Source organism: Bradyrhizobium sp. 187, assembly GCF_023101005.1.
GTDB classification, from domain to species: domain Bacteria; phylum Pseudomonadota; class Alphaproteobacteria; order Rhizobiales; family Xanthobacteraceae; genus Bradyrhizobium; species Bradyrhizobium canariense_D.
Genome location: NZ_CP064693.1, coordinates 3,876,654 through 3,894,407 on the forward strand (window position 1 = coordinate 3,876,654; position 17,754 = coordinate 3,894,407).

14 protein-coding genes are annotated in these 17,754 nt (G+C 65.5%); 6 read left to right on the plus strand and 8 right to left on the minus strand.

Annotation, left to right across the window (positions count from 1 at the left end; translation table 11 throughout):
- Nucleotides 1-25: 25 nt before the first annotated feature.
- Entirely contained in the window at nt 26-760 is a 735-nt protein-coding gene (locus IVB19_RS18490; RefSeq protein ID WP_018457923.1) for a TerC family protein, read from the minus strand.
- Entirely contained in the window at nt 757-1,524 is a 768-nt protein-coding gene (pcsA, locus tag IVB19_RS18495; RefSeq protein ID WP_085353096.1) for a phosphatidylcholine synthase, read from the minus strand. Before pcsA ends, IVB19_RS18490 begins: the two co-directional genes overlap by 4 nt.
- A gap of 87 nt (nt 1,525-1,611) precedes the next feature.
- Here pcsA and IVB19_RS18500 point away from each other — a divergent pair, with 87 nt between their 5' ends.
- Complete coding sequence (locus tag IVB19_RS18500) at nt 1,612-2,796, plus strand: UbiH/UbiF family hydroxylase (RefSeq protein ID WP_018457925.1); 1,185 nt, start codon at nt 1,612-1,614, stop codon at nt 2,794-2,796.
- Nucleotides 2,797-2,803: 7 nt separating this feature from the next.
- Here IVB19_RS18500 and IVB19_RS18505 read toward each other — a convergent pair whose 3' ends face one another.
- Complete coding sequence (locus tag IVB19_RS18505; protein ID WP_204511255.1) at nt 2,804-3,757, minus strand: AEC family transporter; 954 nt, start codon at nt 3,755-3,757, stop codon at nt 2,804-2,806.
- Between the two features lie 104 nt (nt 3,758-3,861).
- Between IVB19_RS18505 and hspQ the strand changes: the two genes are divergently transcribed.
- Nucleotides 3,862-4,191 carry a heat shock protein HspQ gene (gene hspQ, locus IVB19_RS18510; protein WP_018457927.1) on the plus strand — a complete coding sequence of 110 codons (330 nt, stop codon included), beginning with the start codon at nt 3,862-3,864 and terminating at the stop codon, nt 4,189-4,191.
- A 77-nt stretch (nt 4,192-4,268) separates the two neighbouring features.
- On the opposite strand, the gene IVB19_RS18515 is transcribed toward hspQ, so the two are convergent.
- Nucleotides 4,269-5,093, minus strand: a complete 825-nt coding sequence (locus tag IVB19_RS18515; RefSeq protein WP_018457928.1) for an invasion associated locus B family protein — start codon at nt 5,091-5,093, stop codon at nt 4,269-4,271.
- A gap of 260 nt (nt 5,094-5,353) precedes the next feature.
- Here IVB19_RS18515 and IVB19_RS18520 point away from each other — a divergent pair, with 260 nt between their 5' ends.
- From IVB19_RS18520 to IVB19_RS18530, 3 genes are all read left to right on the plus strand, one after another.
- Nucleotides 5,354-7,222 carry an extracellular solute-binding protein gene (locus tag IVB19_RS18520; protein ID WP_204511256.1) on the plus strand — a complete coding sequence of 623 codons (1,869 nt, stop codon included), beginning with the start codon at nt 5,354-5,356 and terminating at the stop codon, nt 7,220-7,222.
- A gap of 4 nt (nt 7,223-7,226) precedes the next feature.
- A complete protein-coding gene (locus tag IVB19_RS18525) occupies nt 7,227-8,729 on the plus strand; it encodes an AMP-binding protein (RefSeq protein ID WP_085353103.1) in 1,503 nt (500 codons plus the stop codon).
- A gap of 85 nt (nt 8,730-8,814) precedes the next feature.
- Nucleotides 8,815-10,041, plus strand: a complete 1,227-nt coding sequence (locus IVB19_RS18530; RefSeq protein WP_085353104.1) for a hypothetical protein — start codon at nt 8,815-8,817, stop codon at nt 10,039-10,041.
- 202 nt (nt 10,042-10,243) lie between these two features.
- On the opposite strand, the gene IVB19_RS18535 is transcribed toward IVB19_RS18530, so the two are convergent.
- From IVB19_RS18535 to IVB19_RS18545, 3 genes are all read right to left on the minus strand, one after another.
- Nucleotides 10,244-10,453, minus strand: coding sequence for a cold-shock protein (locus tag IVB19_RS18535; protein ID WP_018457932.1), 210 nt, complete (start codon nt 10,451-10,453; stop codon nt 10,244-10,246).
- Between the two features lie 237 nt (nt 10,454-10,690).
- Nucleotides 10,691-14,209, minus strand: a complete 3,519-nt coding sequence (gene mfd, locus IVB19_RS18540) for a transcription-repair coupling factor (RefSeq protein WP_018457933.1) — start codon at nt 14,207-14,209, stop codon at nt 10,691-10,693.
- Nucleotides 14,206-14,496 (minus strand): FAD assembly factor SdhE, encoded by a 291-nt coding sequence (locus tag IVB19_RS18545; RefSeq protein ID WP_018457934.1) that lies wholly within the window; start codon nt 14,494-14,496, stop codon nt 14,206-14,208. Before IVB19_RS18545 ends, mfd begins: the two co-directional genes overlap by 4 nt.
- A gap of 182 nt (nt 14,497-14,678) precedes the next feature.
- Between IVB19_RS18545 and recG the strand changes: the two genes are divergently transcribed.
- Nucleotides 14,679-16,787: an ATP-dependent DNA helicase RecG gene (recG, locus tag IVB19_RS18550; protein WP_247819773.1), complete on the plus strand. Its 2,109-nt coding sequence runs from the start codon at nt 14,679-14,681 to the stop codon at nt 16,785-16,787.
- Here the strand turns inward: recG and panE are convergent.
- Nucleotides 16,784-17,713, minus strand: a complete 930-nt coding sequence (gene panE, locus IVB19_RS18555) for a 2-dehydropantoate 2-reductase (protein ID WP_018457936.1) — start codon at nt 17,711-17,713, stop codon at nt 16,784-16,786. The genes recG and panE overlap by 4 nt on opposite strands.
- Nucleotides 17,714-17,754: the final 41 nt, after the last annotated feature.

Here is a 17,754-nt window from a genome sequence, read left to right on the forward strand (position 1 = left end):
GTCAACTCGACGCGGGCTGGAACGCCTAGACCGACGGCTTGCCGGTCTTCCTGCGGTTGCGTTTCGCTAACACGTTGAAAAACTCGACCGCTGCCGAGAACGCAATCGCGAAATAGATGTAGCCGCGCGGGATGTGGAATTGGAATCCGTCCGCAACCAGCGCGACGCCGATCAGCACCAGGAAGGCCAGAGCCAGCATTTTCGTGGTCGGATGCTCCGCGACGAACCGCGACACCGGTCCGGCCGAAATGTACATGATGAGACAGGCGATCACGACGGCCGCGATCATGATTTCGAGGTCCTGCGCCATGCCGATCGCCGTGATGATCGAGTCCAGCGAGAACACGATGTCGATGATCACGATCTGGACGATGACCCAGAAGAAAGCGTTACGAGGTGACTTCTCGCCGCCCTCGCCGTCATCGGCTTCGACCTCGCCATGAATCTCGTGCGTCGCCTTCGCAATCAGGAACAGACCGCCGCCGATCAGGATGAGGTCGCGCCAGGAGAAGCCGTAACCGGAAAACGAAAACACCGGCGCGGTCAGGCCGATCAGCCAGACCAGGAGGCTGAGCAGGATGATGCGGAAGATCAGCGCCAGCGCGAGCCCGATCTGGCGGGCGCGGTGCGCCTGCTTCTCGGGAATGCGCGAGACGATCACCGACAGGAAGATGACGTTGTCGATGCCGAGCACGATCTCGAGCGCGGTCAAGGTGAGGAGCGCGGCCCAGGCTTCGGGGCTGGTCAACAGGTGCATCATGCGAAGGATCTTGTCAGCCGTATCAATGCGTCGCTGAAGCTGATCCAGAGCGCGATCGCGCAGAGCGCGACAGTCACACCGGTGCCGACGCGAAAGTCCATCTGCAGCGTGTAGAAGGAGAGCAGAGCCCAGATGGCGATCAGCGACATCGTCAGCCAGCGCAGCCGCACGACGCGCACCGGATGCAGCACGTGGAACGGCACGAAGGTCAGCACCACCAGGGCCGCTACTAGCAGCGTCGAGAGCAGCGGCGGCCAGTGCAGCAGAAACAGATAGAACGCCGCCGCATTCCACAGCGCCGGAAAACCGCGGAAATGATTGTCGTCCGCTTTCATGCGCAGATCGGCGAAATATAATGCGCTGGTGACGATGATGGCGACGCCGAGCAGGGGAGCTGCGACCGGCAGCAGCAAGCCGCTGGCCACGATCGCATAGGCCGGCACGAAGACGTAAGTGACGAAATCGACCACGAGGTCGAGCACGTCGCCCGACCAGTTCGGCTGCACGTCCTTGACGTTGAGCCGGCGCGCGATCGGCCCATCGATCGCGTCGATGATGAGGGCGACGCCCAGCCATTGAAACATCGCCGCCCAGTGCTCACGCACGGCCTCAAGCATCGCCAGCAGCGCGATCGCCGCACCGAACGCGGTGAAGATGTGCACCGAGAAGGCAGCGGCGCGGATCGCGGGCCTGGGCTTCAGGGAATCCTCTTGGCTGTCCATGACTTCTGCTATCAGAATGACACCGGTTTGCACATAAGCCATTGCGGCGCCTGGTCGCACAATTCGTCATAAAATCAGGGAAATATGAGTGGGCTTGAATTTGCCGCGGGGCATGTCCAATGTCGTTCCATGACAGATGCATCGACACTCTTTGACGCGGCCGTGATCGGCGGCGGACCGGCGGGACTGAGCGCCGCCATCGCATTGGCGCAGGCGGGCGCACGGACCGCGCTGGTGGCGCGTCGCATGCCTTATGCCGACAATCGAACCACGGCGCTACTCGGTGCCTCCGTCGATCTGCTGGAGAGCCTCGACGTCTGGCCGCGCTGCAAGGACAAGGCGGCCGCGCTCGAAATCATGCGGCTCGTCGACGACACCGGCCGGCTGTTTCGTGCGCCGGAGGTCCGGTTCTCCTGCCACGAAATCGGCCTCGATGCCTTCGGCTACAACATCGACAACCGCTCGCTGATGCTGGCGCTGGAAGCGCGCGCGGCCGAACTGCCCGATGTCGTCCGTTTCGACGACGAGGCCGAAACTGTCGTCATCGAAGCCGATGACGTCGCGATCCGCACGGCCGCTGCGCAATTTCTCTCGGCCCGCCTCGTGGTCGGGGCCGACGGCCGGCATTCGCTGTGCCGCGAAGCCTCCGGCATCGCGGTGACGCGGCGCGAGCTGACCCAGACGGCACTGACTTTCAACGTCGGGCACGCGCGGCCCCACCGCAACGTCTCGACCGAGTTCCACACCCCGCATGGTCCTTGCGTGTTCGTGCCCCTGCCCGGCGATCGTTCCAGCGTCGTCTGGGTCTCGGCGCCTGCGGACGCCGAGCGGCTTCGCGGCCTGAGCGATGAGGAATTGTCCGCCGCGATCGAGAAGCAGTCGCATTCGATCCTCGGGCGCATGACGGTGGAGCCGGGCCGCCATCTGTTCCCGCTGGCGATCGAACGTCCCAAATCCTTCGGCGGCGACCGCATTGCGCTGGTCGGCGAAGCCGCCCATGTGGTTCCCCCGATCGGCGCCCAGGGTCTCAATCTCGGCCTCCGCGATGCCGCCGACATTGCGAGGCTTGCAGGCGAGGCCATCGCATCAGGCCAAGATCCCGGCGCAGCAGACGTGCTCAAGCGTTATGACCGGGCGCGGCGTCCGGACATCCTGAGCCGGACCTTTGCGATCGACATCGCCAACCGCTCGCTGCTCAACGATTTCCTGCCACTCCAGCCCGTCCGCGCGGTCGGCATGCACCTGCTCGGCGCGATCGGCCCGCTCCGGCGTTTTGCGATGCGCGAGGGGCTCACGCCGACTTGGCGGAAGTAACCGCCGCTCAAGGAAACGCCAGCCGGCCAGTCTGGATCGCCCACATCACGCTGGTCAGCGTGACCACGGACGCAAACGTCCCGAGCAGCACCGCGACGGAGGCAGACTCGATCCAGGCGTCGTTCTGCCGGGCGATGACGAACACGTTTAGCGCCGGCGGCAGCGAGGCCATCAGCACGGCGGTCGCGGCCCAGGGCTGCGCAAACGGGCCGAGCGCCAGCATCAGGCCGAAAGCTGCAAGCGGATGGATCAGGAGCTTGATCGCGATCACGCCCGGCACTTCCCACGGGACCCGATCGAACGGGCGGAGCGCCACGGTCACGCCGAGCACGAACAGCGCGGTCGGAGCGGCTGCGTTCTGGAGGAAGGTGATGGTGCGATCGAGTGCGACGGGCATCTCGATATGCAGCGATGCGAAGGCCGCGCCAAAGCAGGCCGACATGATCAGCGGGTTGAGCACGATCTGCTTCAGCACGACGCCGAAGGCATGCACGATCGAGGGATGATCGCGGTCGGAGAGCTCGATCAGCAACGGCACGATCGTGAACAGGAAGATGCTGTCGCAGCAGAAGATCAGCGCAGTCGGCGCGGAGGCCTTCGGCCCGAGCACGGCGAGCGCCAGCCCCGGTCCCATGTAGCCGATATTGCCGTAGCCGCCGGAGAGCCCGGCGAGCGTCGCCTCGCGCAGCGTCAGCCCGCCCAAAACCTTGCCGACGACCAGCGCGAGTGTGAACGCCGCAACGGTCGACAGGGTGGTCGCGACCAGGAACGGCGGGTTGTTCAATTCCGAAAACGGCGTCTTCGACATGATCGCAAACAGCAGCGCCGGCAGCGACACATAGAGCAGGAAGAAGTTCATCCAGGCGAGGCCCGATTCCGGCAGGGATTTGACCTTGCCACAGGCGAATCCAACGAAGATCAAGCCGAAATATGGTAGAGCCAGATTGAGGATATCGACCATTGATGAAGTGTTTTCTGAAGATTGGGGGCCTATCTGCCCCGCAACCGGGTTAATTCCAGATCAGGGCACTAGCATCGGCCACAATCCTGGTCTATCGACGGGGAATGATTAAAGCGCGGACCGCCAAATTCCAGATCGGACAGGTCGTGCGCCACCGGATCTTCTCGTTCCGGGGCGTGATCTTCGACATCGATCCGGAATTCAACAACACCGAAGAGTGGTGGCTGTCGATCCCCGAGGAGGTGCGGCCCCACAAGGACCAGCCGTTCTATCACCTGCTCGCGGAGAACTCGGAGTCGGAATACGTCGCCTATGTCTCCGAGCAGAATCTCGTGCCGGACGATTCCGGCGAGCCGGTCCGGCATTCCCAGGTCGCCGAGATCTTCGTCAAGGACAAGACCGGCTATCGCCCGCGCAATCCTTCGCTGAACTGAGTTTCGAAGCCATCAACTGGCCAGCAAAAAAGGCGCTCGAACCGAGCGCCTTTTTCATATGCGGGATTGATCCCTGATTACTTCTGTCCGGCCGGAGCGGCGCCAGGCGCTTGCTGCTGCTTCTTCTGCAGCTCTTCAGCCTTCTTCTGGAGCTCTTCCTGCAGCTTCCTCTGGGTTTCCTCGAACACCTTCGGATCGGTCGGCGGGCCGTCATAGGCCTTCTGGAATTCGCCGGCGAGCGGCAGCGGCAGCGTCAGCGGTGCGCCGTTGGCATTGATCGCCTGAACAACGAGGTTCTGGCCCTTCTTCATGTTGTTGATAAACTCGGGCGTGGCTTCGTAGTCGGACATGCAGCCGTTCTGGAAGCAGATCACATACGGGCTCTGCAACGGCGGATTGTTGTCCACGATGATGCGGGTGCCGTGCACCAACTGCATGCCGAGCGGCAGCGTCACGCGCAGGATCTTTTTCGGCTCGCCTTCTGGCTCGATGATGACGGCCGCGATGACCGGCTGGCCCGACTCGATACGGCCGTCCTTGCCGGTGAAGCAGACCTGCTTGGCATTGGCGTCCTGGCCCTTGAGGCAGAACTTGGTCCAGGGGGCGTAGATCAGCTGGATTTGCTGATCGGCCGGCTGGGCCGCGCCCTGCTGCGCTGGAGCGCCCTGCGCCGGAGCGCCCTGGGCGGGTGCCGGCTGGGCCGGTGCCTGAGCGGCCGGCGCCGGAGCCTTGGGGGCAGCCTTCGGAGCGGCCTTCGGGGTCGCCTTGGGCGCGGGCGTGCCCGGAGCTGGCGCGGGAGCCTGGGCCTCGGCGGCAAACGGGACGGCCAACGCCGTCGCCGTCAACAAGGCGAGAAGTCGCCCGCGCGGCCGGACGGACGCGGCCAAGTAACGGAAATTCATTGCGGAAAACCCTTTCTGAACGGGAAGTGCCCGAACCGCTTCGACGCACCGAGCCTGGCCGCGTTGGGCGCGGCTCTCTCCCCGTCAAATGAGGCAGATAAGTGACGGGCTCGGCGCTCTTGCGCGATTGCGTGCCTTCTTAACGTGGCCGACGAAAAGATCAATGCCGACAAGCGCCTTTGACCGCGCGTCGGCGTGCGCCCCCGGGAAAATCCCTGTGATAGGATTCAGGCCTGCGGTCCTCGAATCAACGTGTCCACATGTTCATGTTCCAGCGCCTTCTCGAGGGCCGTCCTGAAGGTCTTTGCGTCCGCCTCTGTGTCCTGGCTTTCGCCTTGGGGCTCCCGTTTTCCTTGGGGCTTCCGGCCAGCGGCGCAGAGGCCGAGGAAGCCCACGCCATCGCCATGCACGGCAAGCCGGCGATGCCTGCCGGTTTCACCCACATGCCTTACGTCAACCCTGACGCCCCCAAGGGCGGCCGGCTGACCTGGGGCGTTCTCGGCACCTTCGACAGCCTCAATCCCTTCATCGTCAAGGGACTGGCCGTGCAGCCGGTCCGGAACTACGTGGTCGAGAGCCTGCTCGCGCGCGGCAATGACGAGCCGTTCACGCTCTACGGACTGCTCGCCAGATCGGTCGAGACCGATGACGAGCGCAGCTTTGTCACGTTCCACATCGATCCCCGCGCGCGCTTCTCCGACGGCAAGCCGGTCCGCGCCGAGGACGTGCTGTTCTCCTGGCAGTTGCTGCGCGACCACGGCCGCCCCAACCACCGGCAATATTACGGCAAGGTGGCAAAGGCCGAGGCGCCGGATCCCCTCACCGTCCGCTTCGACCTTGCGGGAGCCAATGACCGCGAACTGCCGCTGATCCTCGGCCTGATGCCGATCCTGCCGAAACATGCGGTCGACGTCGCGGCTTTCGAGGAGACGACGCTGTCGGGCCCGGTCGGCTCCGGCCCCTATCGCGTCACCGCCGTGAGGCCCGGTGCCAGCGTGACGCTCACCCGCAATCCCGACTATTGGGGCCGTGACCTCGCCATCAATCGCGGGCTCTACAATTTCGAGGAGATCAGGCTCGACTATTTTCGCGAGGCCAACGGCCAGTTCGAAGCTTTCAAGCGCGGCCTCTATGATTTCCGCATCGAGCACGAGCCGCTGCGCTGGCACGACGGCTACGACTTTCCCGCGGCGAAGAATGGCGACGTGATCCGCGACACCTTCAAGCCGGGCGTGCCGCAACCTTCCGAATTTCTGGTGTTCAACACGAGGCGTCCCATATTCGCCGACATCCGCGTGCGCCAGGCCTTGACGCTGCTGTTCGATTTCGAGCTGGTGAACCGCAACTACTTCTTCAACCTCTACTCGCGCGTCGCCGGCTATTTTGCCGGCTCGGACCTCTCAGCGTATGGCAAGCCTGCGGATGCGCGCGAGCGCGAGTTGCTCAAGCCGTTCGCCGCGCAGATCCCGCCTGACATCATGGACGGCAGCTACCGCCTGCCGGTGACCGACGGTTCGGGCCGCGACCGGACCACGCTGCGCGCGGCGCTGAAGCTGTTGTCGGAGGCCGGCTACGATCTCGACGGCACCGTGCTGCGCAACCGTGCGACCAAGGCGCCCTTCACCTTCGAGATCCTGGTCACGACCCGCGACCAGGAACGCGTCGCGCTTGCCTTTCAGCGCGACCTCAGGCGCGCCGGCATCGAGCCCAGCGTGCGATCGGTCGATCCCGTGCAGTTCGACCAGCGCCGGCTCGCCTACGAATTCGACATGATCCAGAACCGCTGGGACCAGTCCCTGTCGCCCGGCAACGAGCAATATTTCTACTGGGGGAGCGCTGCCGCCGACAGTCCGGGCACCCGCAACTACATGGGGGCCCGGGATCCCGCGGTCGATGCGATGATCGCCGCACTGCTGGAAGCCCGTGAACACACGGATTTCGTGTCCGCGGTGCGGGCGCTCGACCGCGCTTTGATCTCCGGTTTCTATACAATCCCCCTGTTTAACGTATCCGAGCAATGGATCGCGCGCTGGAATCGGATAGAACGGCCAGAGGCCACCTCGCTGTCCGGCTATTTGCCGGAGACCTGGTGGTCGAAGGGGCAGCCGCAAGCTCATCAAGCAAAGTGACGCCGTGAACCAGCCAGCCGTATCGCCGACGCTCGACACACTGTTTCAGCGCACGCTGATGCGGCAGCCGCACGCGACCGCTCTGCTCGACCCCCTGAACAAGTTCCGCGTGACCGGGCACGAGCCGCGGCGGATGAGCTATGCCGAGGCTGACACCGCCATCGAGGCGCTGTCCGCCTATTTCGTCGAATCAGGCCTGCCGGCCAATTCCGTCATCGCCATCCAACTGCCGAATACGGTCGAGTTCGTGCTCACCGTTCTCGCCGCCCATCGCGCCGGTCTTGTCGTCGCCGTGCTGCCGCTGCTCTGGCGCCATGCCGAACTGACCGCCGCTCTCAATCGTACCGCGGCGCGCGCCATCGTCACCATGAGCACGGTCGACGGCGTCAGCTATGCCGATCTCGCCATGCACGCGGCCGCGGAAGCCTTCTCGATTCGCCATGTCTGCGGCTTCGGCACCAACCTGCCCGAAGGCATGGCCTCGCTCGACGACGTGCAGGCCCGTCCGCCCGGCACAGCGCGCGCCGTGATTCAGGATGGCCGCAAGGCGGCGATGATCTCCTTCGACGTCACCGCCGAAGGCTTTCGTCCGGTGCCGCGGCCGCATTTCAGCCTGATCGCCGGGGGGCTCGCGATGTCGCTGGAAGCCGACATCAGGCAAGGCGCAACCGTGATGGCGGCGTTCACGCCGATGTCGTTCGCAGGGCTCGCCTCCTCGCTCGCGGTGTGGCTGCTGTGCGGCGGCACGCTGGCGCTGCATCACCCCTTCGAGAACGACGTGCTGGAGCAGCAGATCAATGCGCACGAATGCGACGTGCTGATCGCACCGGCACAGTTCGCCCAGCGGCTCGGCGATTCCGAGCTGGCGGCGCGGATGCCGAGCTTGCGCAACGTCATCGGCCTGTGGCGCGCCCCCGAGCAGGTGTCGGCGAGCGAGGCATGGATTGCGCCGCATGCGCCTTTCACGGACGTCTATCTGTTCGGCGAGGCCGGATTGTTCGGCGCCCGGCGTGGCGAGGACGGCATGCCGGTGCCGGTGATGCCGGGACCGCACGGCGCGCCGCGCGAGCAGTCGGGTTCGTCGATCGCCGGCGAGATTCTGCTGACGCCGAAGGGCACGCTCGGGCTGCGCGGCCCGATGGTGCCGATCGCGGCCTACGCCCCGCCGCCGCCGGTCGGCGACAGCCTGATCGCGCAGCCGCCACGCGACTATGTCGACACCGGCTACGCCGCGCGGCTCGACCGTCCCAGCGGCGCGATCTGCATCACCGCGCCGCCCTCCGGGATCATGGCCGTCGGCGGCTACCGCTTCCTCTCCAACGACCTGCAGGAATGGGCGCGCCGGCTCGGTCAGGGCGCGCTGCTGACCGCGCTGCCTGACCGGCTCTCCGGTCACCGGCTCGCGGGCCGGGCCCAGGACAATGCCCGCGCCCGCGAGGCGCTCAGCGAACTCGGGCTTAACCCCCTGATGGTCGAAGCTTTTCGCGACCGTTCCGGGCCGGTCTAAGCGGAGTTTCGACCGTTCCATTGACGCTGCATTAAGGCGGCCGGACTAGATTGCGCAGCACCTGTTGCGTGACCAGAGTTTCTCGATGTCCCAGGCCGGCCCGATCCTGTTTGTGTCCAATGGCGAGCGGCCGACCTTCCTTGCGGCGCTGGACGAGGCGCGCTTCTTTCCCGTGATCGACACCGGCTGGGCCGGCGCGGTGCGCGCGGTCGAAGAGGTGCAGCCGGCCGCGGTTCTCGCCGCGATGCATGCCGGGCACGAGCCGCATCTGGCGCCGCTCGCCAGCAAGATCGCAGAGCAATCCCCTTACCTTCCCTTCGTGGCATTGGATGCGGCGGGCGCGCTCCCGCACAACGTCCTGCCCTTCTCTTCCTCGCGCGCCGGCCATTCCGAACGCCTGATCGCGCGGCTTCGCGCCGCTCTACGGATTCGCACGCTCCATGCCACGGTGCTGCGCCGGCTGCCGGAGGTCAAAGTCGCGCTGCCGGAGGCTGATCCCGTTCGCGATGCCACGGTGCTTCTGATCGGCCGCGGCGCGGCTTACCCCGCGCTTTCCGTCGCGCTCGGCGAGCGCGTCGGCGTGATCGGGGCGCTCTCGATCGAGGCAGCGGCCAAGCATCTCAACACCCGCGACCTCGACGGCGTCGTGCTCGCCGAAGGTTTTACCCCCCGCGTGACCGATGCCTTTCTCACGGTGCTCGCCGAGGACACCCGCTTCCGCAGCCTGCCCGTGGTCGTCACTGCGCATCAGTTGACGCAGACTTACGACCTGCCCAATCTCGAACTGATCCCGGGCGAGCCGGCGAAGGTCGCCGCCAACGCGCTGCCCCTGATCCGCCAGCACGCCATGGAAGCCCAGCTGAGCCGTACGCTGCGCTCGATCGATGCCGGCGGCTGGCTCGACCCGCGCAGCGGCCTGCTCACGGCGGAAGCTTTTGCGCGCGATTTTGCCAAGGCGGTCGAGCAGACGCTGGCCCGCGGCGGCGGCCTCTCGGTCGCACGCTTCGCCTTCGATCCCGGCAATTCCCGCGCCCAGCTCGATGCCGCGCGCATTCTCAGCCGGCTGATGCGGCAGATGGATTTTGGCGTGGCGCAGAAGGACGGCTCGGTCGTCGTCGTGTTCGCGGAGACCGACTTCCGCACTGCGCACATGATCGCCCGCCGCCTCTCCGCGGTGATGCGGCACACGTCGAACGGCAAGCACGAGATGCGCAGCGATCCCGTCGTTTCGGTGGATTCGCTGTCGCCCTCGGATACGGCAAGGTCGCTGCTTGGGCGGCTGTCGGCCGAGGCATCGCGGGCGGCGTCGTAATCATCCGCGAGCGCTCGCTGCCGTCGGAGCTCGACTGCTCACATGTGGAAGCTTTACGCGAAACGCACCGTTCGCATTCTCATTCGCGAGGGCCGGCCGCTGGCGCAAAAAACCCGCGGCCGGTAAACGGTCGCGGGTCAAAAAATCAGAAGCTCTGCCAGTACATCCGTGGTCAAAGCAACGTCATTGGGATTGCGACAGCCTATGCGGCGCGCAGATCTTCAGCAGCAGACTTGCCGGTCTTGCGATCTGCAACGATTTCAAAAGAAACCTTCTGCCCTTCGTTGAGGGTATTCATGCCGGCGCGTTCAACGGCGCTGATGTGAACGAAGACATCCTGGCTGCCCTCGTCCGGCTGAATGAATCCGAAGCCCTTTTGGCTGTTAAACCACTTCACAGTTCCCGTCGTCATGGGGATCGTCCTTTAAGATAGATAAACGTTTAGCCGCGCTCAGAAGCGCGGTGGGTGTCGTCGAGATCTGGAGGGAGGGTCGTCAGTCAGGCGCGCTTTTCAGCGGCGAGGCCAAGTCGTTCGGCCGAAACTCGATAGACCGAACCTAGCAACTGTTCGATCATTGCGCAAGTGATCATATGTCGCTGTTCCGAGATCCGAGTGCGGCGCGTCGTTTCGCGCCGCCTCCGGAAACCTCTACGCCGCCTTCTTGCTCTGCGCGAGCTGCGCCAGCTGGCGCATGATCTCGGTGGTGCCGGCCAGACGCTCTTCCGGCGTCTCCCAGTCCTGCAGGAACACCACCTTCATGTCGGGCCGCACCTTCGCGGCCTGGCCGTGGCTGCGGATGAAGCTCACCAGCCGGTCGGGATGGGCGAAGGAATTGTCGCGGAAGGCGATGACGGCGCCCTTCGGACCGGCGTCGATCTTGCCGACATTGGCTTGGCGGCAGAACGCCTTGATCGCGGCGACCTTGAACAAATAGCGCACCTCGTCCGGCAACACGCCGAACCGGTCGCGCATCTCGGCGCCGAAGTTCTCGATCTCCTCCTCGCTGTCGAGGTCGGCGAGCCGGCGGTAGAGTGACAGCCGCACCGAGAGATCGCCGACATAATCCTCCGGAATCAGCACGGGCATGCCGATGGTGATCGTCGGCGACCAGCGGTCGGCCGCGGGCTCGGACACGCCAGCCTTGAGGTTGACGATCGCCTCCTCCAGCATCGATTGATAGAGCTCGAAGCCGACCTCCTTGATATGGCCGGACTGCTGCTCGCCCAGGATATTGCCCGCGCCGCGGATGTCGAGATCGTGCGAGGCGAGCTGGAAACCCGCGCCCAGCGTCTCCAGCGATTGCAGCACGGTGAGCCGGCGCTCGGCCTGCGCCGTGATCTTCTGCTGCGCCGGCAGCGTGAACAGCGCATAGGCCCGCAGCTTGGACCGGCCGACGCGGCCGCGGAGCTGATACAGTTGGGCAAGGCCGAACATGTCGGCGCGATGCACGATCAGCGTGTTGGCGTTGGGGATGTCGAGGCCGGATTCCACGATCGTGGTCGACAGCAGGATATCGAACTTGCCGTCGTAGAACGCCGTCATGATATCCTCGATCACGGCGGGCGGCATCTGCCCGTGCGCAACCGCAACCTTCATCTCCGGCACGTTCTTGTCGAGGAAATCCCTGACCTCGGCGAGGTCGTCGATGCGCGGCACCACGTAGAACGCCTGGCCGCCGCGATAGCGCTCGCGCAGCAGCGCCTCGCGGATCATCAAGGGGTCGTGCGGGGCGACGAAGGTGCGGACCGCGAGGCGGTCGACCGGGGGCGATGCGATGATCGAGAGCTCGCGCACGCCGGTGAGCGCCAATTGAAGTGTGCGTGGAATCGGCGTGGCCGACAGCGTCAGCACGTGCACCTCGGCGCGGAGCTGCTTCAGCCGCTCCTTGTGGGTCACGCCGAAATGCTGCTCCTCGTCGACGATCAGCAGGCCGAGATCCCGGAACTTGATCGACTTGCTGAGCAGCGCATGGGTGCCGACGACGATGTCGACCGAGCCGTCGGCGAGGCCCTTCTTGACCAGATTGAGCTGCTTGGCGGGCACCAGCCGGGAGGCCTGCGCGACCTGGACCGGGAAACCCTTGAAACGGTCGGTGAACGTCTTGTGATGCTGACGGGCGAGCAGCGTGGTCGGCACCACGACCGCGACCTGCTTGCCTTCGAGCGCCACCGCGAAGGCGGCGCGCAGCGCCACCTCGGTCTTGCCGAAGCCGACGTCGCCGCAGATCAGCCGGTCCATGGGACGGCCGAGCTCGAGGTCCTTCAGCGTGGACTCGATCGCACCAAGCTGATCCTCGGTCTCGTCATAGGGGAAGCGCGCGCAGAACTCGTCGTAGAGGCCCGGCTGCACCGGCAGCTTCGGCGCCTCATGGAGGTGGCGCTCGGCGGCGATCTTGATCAGCTCGCCCGCGATCTCACGGATGCGGTTCTTGAGTTTGGCCTTGCGCGTCTGCCAGCCCGAACCGCCGAGACGATCAAGTTCGACCGTGGTCTGGTCGGAGCCATAGCGCGACAGCAGCTCGATGTTCTCGACCGGCAGGAACAGCTTGGTCTCGGCGGCATAATGCAGCTCGAGGCAGTCATGGGGCGCGCCGGCGACGTCCAGCGTCTGCAGGCCGATGAAGCGGCCGATGCCGTGATCGACATGGACCACGATATCGCCGGCGGCGAGGCTCGTCACCTCCGAGATGAAATTGTCGAGCTTGCGGCTCGCCTTGCGCGGTCGGACCAGGCGATCGCCAAGGATATCCTGCTCGCTGATGACAGCGATCTCGTCGGTCTCGAATCCGCTTTCGAGGCCGAGCACGGCCAGCATGGTCTCGTTGCGCGGGGTCGCCTGCACCGTGCGCCAGCTGTTGACGCTGGTCACGGGGGTGAGCTTGTGATCGCGCAGCATCGAGGTCATGCGGTCGCGCGAGCCCTCCGTCCAGAGCGCGATGACCACCTTCTTGCGGTTTGTCAGTAGCCCATGCACATGTGCGACGACGGCTTCGAAGACATTGATCTTGTTATCGTTGCGCTCCGGGGCGAAGTCTCGTCCCTTGCGCGCGCCGGCATCGACCACGCTGGTACCATCAGCGGGCACCGAAAACTGGGTGAGCCGCACCAACGGCATCCCGCTCTCACGCTTGCCCCACTCCTCCTCGGTCAGGTAGAGCCTGTCAGGCGGCAGCGGCTTGTAGATGGCACCGCCGCCCGGATGCTCCATGGCGTCGCGGCGGGCCTGGTAATAATCGAGGATCTGCTTGAAACGCTCGCGGATGGCGTCCTCGGCCTGCGGCTCGATCGCGACGCAAGCTCCTTGCAGATAGTCGAACAGCGTGTCCATCCGGTCCTGGAACAGCGGCAGCCAATGCTCCATGCCGGGATGGCGGCGGCCCTCGCTGACGGCCTCGTAGAGCGCATCGTCGCGCTCGGGCGCGCCGAACTCAGCGACGTAGCCCATGCGAAAGCGGCGGATGGTCTCGGTGACGAGCTGGAATTCGGAGATCGGCACGAGATCGAGCGCGCGCATGTCGAGCAGCGTGCGCTGGGTCTCGGCATCGAAGGTGCGGATCGATTCCAGGCTGTCGCCGAAGAAATCGAAACGGACGGGCTGGTCCAGGCCGGCCGGAAACAGGTCCAGAATGCCGCCGCGCACCGCGTATTCGCCGGGCTCGCGCACGGTCGAGGAGCGGTTGTAGCCGTTGTGCTCGAGCCAGGCGATGATGGTATCCATCGGCACGACGTTGCCGGGGGCGACCGACAGCGCCTGCGCCGCGACGAGCTCGCGCGCCGGCACGCGCTGTACCACGGCGTTCACCGTGGTCAGCACGATCAGCGGCTTGTCGCTACCGGTCAGTGACGCCAGCCGCGCCAGCGTCGTCAGGCGCTGCGCGAGGACGCCACCATGCGGCGAGACGCGGTCATAGGGCTGGCAGTCCCAGGCCGGGAAGGTCAGCACGGGCAAATCGGGCGCGAAGAATTGCAGAGCACGTTCGAGCTGCTGCATCCGCGGCCCGTCGCGACAGATCACCGCGAGGCTGACAGCCGGCTTCTTCGGCCGCGCCGCGATGGCGCGCGCGAGATCAGAGATGACGAGGCCCTCGGCACCCTCGGCAACATTGGCAAGCGTGAGCGCGCGGCCGGGCGTGAGCAGCTCGGCCGGCGATTTCATCCCCTGCTTCATACGTCGCGGTCCGCGATCGGAAACCCCTTGATGCGCGCAAACAGCGGGCCGATGACGTCGGCGGCAAGCACCTTGTCGCCGGTGATGGCGGCATAGAGGTCGGGATCGGCCTCTTCGAGCAGGGTCTCGAGCTGCGTCAGCTCGTCATCGGACAGATTGCCGATCTCGGCATCCGCGAACCGGCCGAGGATCAGGTCCATCTCGCGCGTGCCGCGGTGCCAGCAGCGGAACAGAAGCCGCTTGCGGCGGTCGTCCAGCCCGTTGCTCGATCGTGTCGTTCCCGTCATGTCTCAATTCCAGTCAAACGCCAAAAGCCCGGACGTGCCGGGCCGGGGTGATATAGCCACTCGGGCGGGCCCTGTCAGCCCTCGATTTGTCATGGCCCGCTGCCCCGCAAGGGCACGAAAAACACGTGGATGCCGGGCATAAAGCCGGGCATGACGAGCGAAAACGGTCCTAGATTCGCCTGATGCGCCCCAGCCTGCTCAACCCGCTGTTTGCCCCCGTGACCAGCCTGCCCGGCGTCGGTCCGAAGCAGGACAAGCTGCTGCAATATCTGCTCAGCCGCAATGAGACGCCGCGGCTGGTCGATCTGTTGCTGCATTTGCCGAGCCAGGTGATCGACCGTCGCGCCCGGCCGAAGATCCGCGACGCCGTGCAGGGAACCATGGTGACGCTGGAGGTCACGGTCGACCGCCACCGCCCGCCCCCGCCGCGCAATGCGCGCGCGCCCTACCTCGTTTACGCCAGCGACGACACCGGCGACGTCGTGCTGACGTTCTTCCGCGCAAAGCCCGGCTATGTCGAGAAGCTGCTGCCGATCGGCGAGAAGCGCTTCGTCTCCGGCACGCTCCAGATGTACGACGCCGTCCCGCAGATCGTGCATCCCGACCGGGTGCTGGACGAGGAGGCGATTTCCAAACTCTCCGACATCGATCCCGTCTATCCCTTGACCGAGGGCCTTGCACTCGGCTCGCTGCGCCGTGCGGTCGCGCAGGCGCTGCAGAAGCTCCCGGCACTGCCGGAATGGATCAGCCCGGAGGTGCTGCGCCGCTGCGGCTTCCCGCCGATCGCCGAGGCGCTCACCCGCGTGCACCAGCCGGTCGAGCTCACCGACATTCTGCCCGACCAGCCGTTCTGGTCGCGCCTCGCCTTCGACGAACTCCTGGCCGGGCAACTTGCGCTTGCCCTGATCCGCGCCCAATTGCGACGCCCGGCCGGTGTGCGCAACGCCGGCGACGGGCACCTCCGCAACAAAATCATCGATGCCCTGCCCTATGCACTGACAACCTCCCAGCGCGACGCAGCAGCCGCCATCGCCAATGATCTACAACAGCCGGTGCGCATGTTGCGCCTGCTCCAGGGCGACGTCGGCTCCGGCAAGACCGTGGTCGCGCTGCTGGCCGCCGCTGCCGTCACTGAGGTCGGCAAGCAGGCCGCCTTGATGGCGCCGACCGAAATTCTGGCTCGTCAGCATATCAAGACCATCGCGCCGCTCGCCGAGCGCGCGGGCATGCGGGTCGCGATCCTCACCGGCCGCGAAAAGGGCAAGGAGCGGCGTGACCTGCTGGCACAACTCGAAGCCGGCGAGATCGACCTGCTCGTCGGCACCCATGCGCTGATCCAGGACGACGTGATCTTTAGCGATCTCGCCCTCGCCGTCGTCGACGAGCAGCATCGTTTTGGCGTGCGCGAGCGGCTGGCGCTGACGGCAAAGGGCGAGGCCGTCGACGTGCTGGTGCTGAGCGCCACGCCGATTCCGCGCACGCTGGTGCTGACCTATTTCGGCGACATGGACATCAGCGAGCTCAGGGAGAAGCCGGCCGGCCGCCAGCCGATCGAAACTCGCACCATATCGATGAGCCGCCTCGGCGAGGTCACCGACAGCATCGGCCGCGCGCTCGAATCCGGCAAGCTGGTCTACTGGATCTGCCCGCTGGTCGAGGAATCCGAGGCCGAGGGTACCGAGCACCTGACCAATGCGACCAAGCGCTTCGAAACCCTGCAAAAGCGTTTCGGCGACCGTGTCGGCCTCGTCCACGGCCAGATGAAGGGCACCGAGAAGGACCGCGTCATGGGCCAGTTCGCCGCCCACGAGATCGGTCTGCTGGTCGCGACCACCGTGGTCGAGGTCGGTGTCGACGTGCCGGCGGCGACCATCATGGTGATCGAGAACGCCGAACGCTTTGGCCTCGCCCAGCTTCATCAATTGCGCGGCCGCATCGGGCGCGGCTCGGAGGCCTCGACCTGTCTGCTGCTCTACTCCGAGCCGCTCGGCGAGATGTCGAAAGCACGGCTGAAGGTGATCCGCGAGACCACCGACGGCTTTCGGATCGCCGAGGAAGATCTGAAGCTGCGCGGCGAAGGCGATGTGCTCGGCGTGCGCCAGAGCGGCCTGCCCGGCTACCGCATCGCCCGCTCGGAGGTGCACGGCCAGCTCATCACGCAGGCCCGCGACGAGGCGCTGCGCATCCTGAAGGACGATCCAAAACTCAAGGGCGAGCGCGGCGAGGCACTGCGCTGCCTGCTGTATCTGTATGAGCGGGATGAAGCGATCCCGCTGATCGGAGCGGGTTAGCTGGCCGCTCGTTGCCGCCCAATCTCATAAGCCGCCACATGCGCCCGGGCGAGATCCAGCAGGGGCGTGTCGATGCCGAGTGCACGAGCCCGGTTGGCCATATCGCCGAGGATATGCTCCGCCTCGGTGACCGAGCCGCGCTCGATATCACGCAGCATCGAGGCCTTGAGCGGGGAATCCGGGGTCGTGAACAGCTTCCGGTCAAACTCGATGAAAGGCGCTCGCGGCTCAAAACCCGAGGCCGTGGCGACGGCGCAGCATTCGGCAAACAGGCGGAAGATGGATTGCTCGCCGTTCGGAACGGCCAGAATGTCTCCGATGCTTGCACGCATCAGGCAGGTGATGCCGGCGAGCGTCGAGAGCTGGACGAATTTCTCCCACATGTCCTGCATGATCGCTTCGCTGGCGCGCACGTCGATACCGGGCACGTGCAGCAGCGTCTCCAGGGCGAGCACACGCTCGCTCAACGACCCCCCGATTTCGCCGAAGACGATGGTCTGATTGGCCATGAACTGAACGACGCGACCATCCGCATCGAGCCCGGCACTGACGTTCGCGAGCCCGCCGAGAACCTGAGCGGCGCCGAACCGCGCCGTCAGGGCGTCGACATGTTTCAGCCCGTTGAGGATCGGCAAAATCATCGTGTGGGCGCCAACGGCCGGGGCAAACTGGGCCATCGCATCGTCGAGCGAGTAGGATTTCACCCCGACGAGCACGACGTCGAACGTTTCCTTGAGGTCGTTGGCCAGGATGATCTTCGGCTGCACGGCGAAATCGCCCTGCGGGCTCACGACCTGCAATCCATTCCGCCGCAATTGCTCCGCACGCCCGGCCCGCACCAGAAAGTTCACGTCGCCGCCGGCTCGGACCAGGCGCGCTCCGTAGTAGCCTCCGAGCGCTCCCGCGCCGATCACAAGCACTCTCATTCGAACTCCCATTGCGGAGTGACCGCTTTCGCTGAAACAAT